Genomic DNA, 1,264 nt, shown 5'->3' on the forward strand with positions numbered 1-1,264 from the left:
GCGTAACGGCGCGGGAGAGGCCTTGATCGAAATCAACATGATCGCCGGGATGGGCCACGGCACGCCGCTCGGCAACGGCCTCGGCGCTCCGGGACCCTACATGATTGATGTCGGCATCGCCTCCACACGCGAGATCGCGCAGTTCTGGGGGATCGCGGCAACGGAGGAAAGCGCCTCCCGGAAATCAAGGCCGCAAGTGCCCGCCAGCGAACGGAAACCACCCCAGTCACCGGCGCCAGCTATGGAAAATGCGAAGACGAAGCCCCCACATTTGGCTGCCCTCCATCAGTTCCCGCCTCACACGGAATCGGGCCAGCCCGGCGTGAAGAAGATCATCGAGGATGCCCTTCGGGCGGCGGGTTTGATGCGCTAGGTGGACGGCCGCAAATCGCCCGCCCGCTCAGTCTCGGGGACGAATGCCCCGATGCCGTCCGCATCGGTCAATTGCCCGGCCAAGCAAAGGAACGCGGTGTCTTTGCAATCGTTGACCGCTTTTCATCGAGCGGTCGCCATGCACCTCGTCCACATCCTGCTTCCCAGCGCGGACAACATCGGCCGGCCGTTTGGGCGGGAGGATTTCGACCTTGTGAAGGAAGACCTGGCCAGCTGTTTCGAAAGCGTTACGGCCTACCTGCAGGCGCCCGCGGAAGGTCAGTGGCAGGATGACGAGTAGCCAGCAAAGATGATATCGTCATCTTCGAAGTGAGGGTGGAGGAGATCGACTTACCGGACTGGCGCAGACGGCGCGCCGAGCTCGAACGGCGGTTCCGGCAGGACACGGTGAGCATCCGCTACATGCCGATGGCGCTCGTATAGAGCGCCGACATCATGCCATCAACCTCAATCCGCAAACGGAGTACGATCCGCAGACCAAGGTTCTCGGTGTGGTTCGTGACGAGCGGCAAACCTTACGACTACAAAGCTGTTCCGCCAGAGACCTATGCGGCCTTCCGAAACGCCTTGGTAACCTAAAAGGCCGCTTCTTTAACAACCACATTCGCAACCGTTTTCGGTACCGCGTGATTGCCGACGCATAGCGATCGTTGGGTGCACGCGGAGACTTATGCGCCGGTTTCGGAGTTTGACGCGCCAGAAGGCTTCGATTCCGGGGAGCCCTTGTGGCGCAGGAAAATCGACAGCACGACCAGGACCGCGGTCGACAGGAACTCCGACTGCCAGTTCTGAAACGACTCGAACCATAGCTGGGCGTCGAGAAGATAGCTTCCTATCGATTGAACCTTGCCGCCGTGCAGCAGCGCTTCCT

Annotated in this window: 2 protein-coding genes and 1 pseudogene; 2 read left to right on the forward strand and 1 reads right to left on the reverse strand. The window is 60.9% G+C overall.

Going from position 1 to position 1,264, the window contains the following annotated elements:
* Together EOA86_RS35110 and EOA86_RS40980 are read left to right on the forward strand one after the other, a co-directional pair.
* A pseudogene (locus EOA86_RS35110) lies at window positions 1-373 on the forward strand (hypothetical protein); the annotation flags it as partial.
* Window positions 374-424: 51 nt separating this feature from the next.
* On the forward strand, window positions 425-673 hold the full coding sequence (locus EOA86_RS40980) for a hypothetical protein (RefSeq protein ID WP_245497483.1): 249 nt from the start codon (window positions 425-427) through the stop codon (window positions 671-673).
* 388 nt (window positions 674-1,061) lie between these two features.
* Here EOA86_RS40980 and EOA86_RS35125 read toward each other — a convergent pair.
* The coding region (locus EOA86_RS35125; RefSeq protein WP_348633385.1) for a DUF6766 family protein at window positions 1,062-1,264 on the reverse strand (203 nt) is incomplete at its 5' end.

This window comes from Mesorhizobium sp. M5C.F.Ca.IN.020.32.2.1 (genome assembly GCF_004023105.1).
In the GTDB taxonomy this organism is placed as follows: Bacteria; Pseudomonadota; Alphaproteobacteria; order Rhizobiales; family Rhizobiaceae; genus Mesorhizobium; species Mesorhizobium wenxiniae.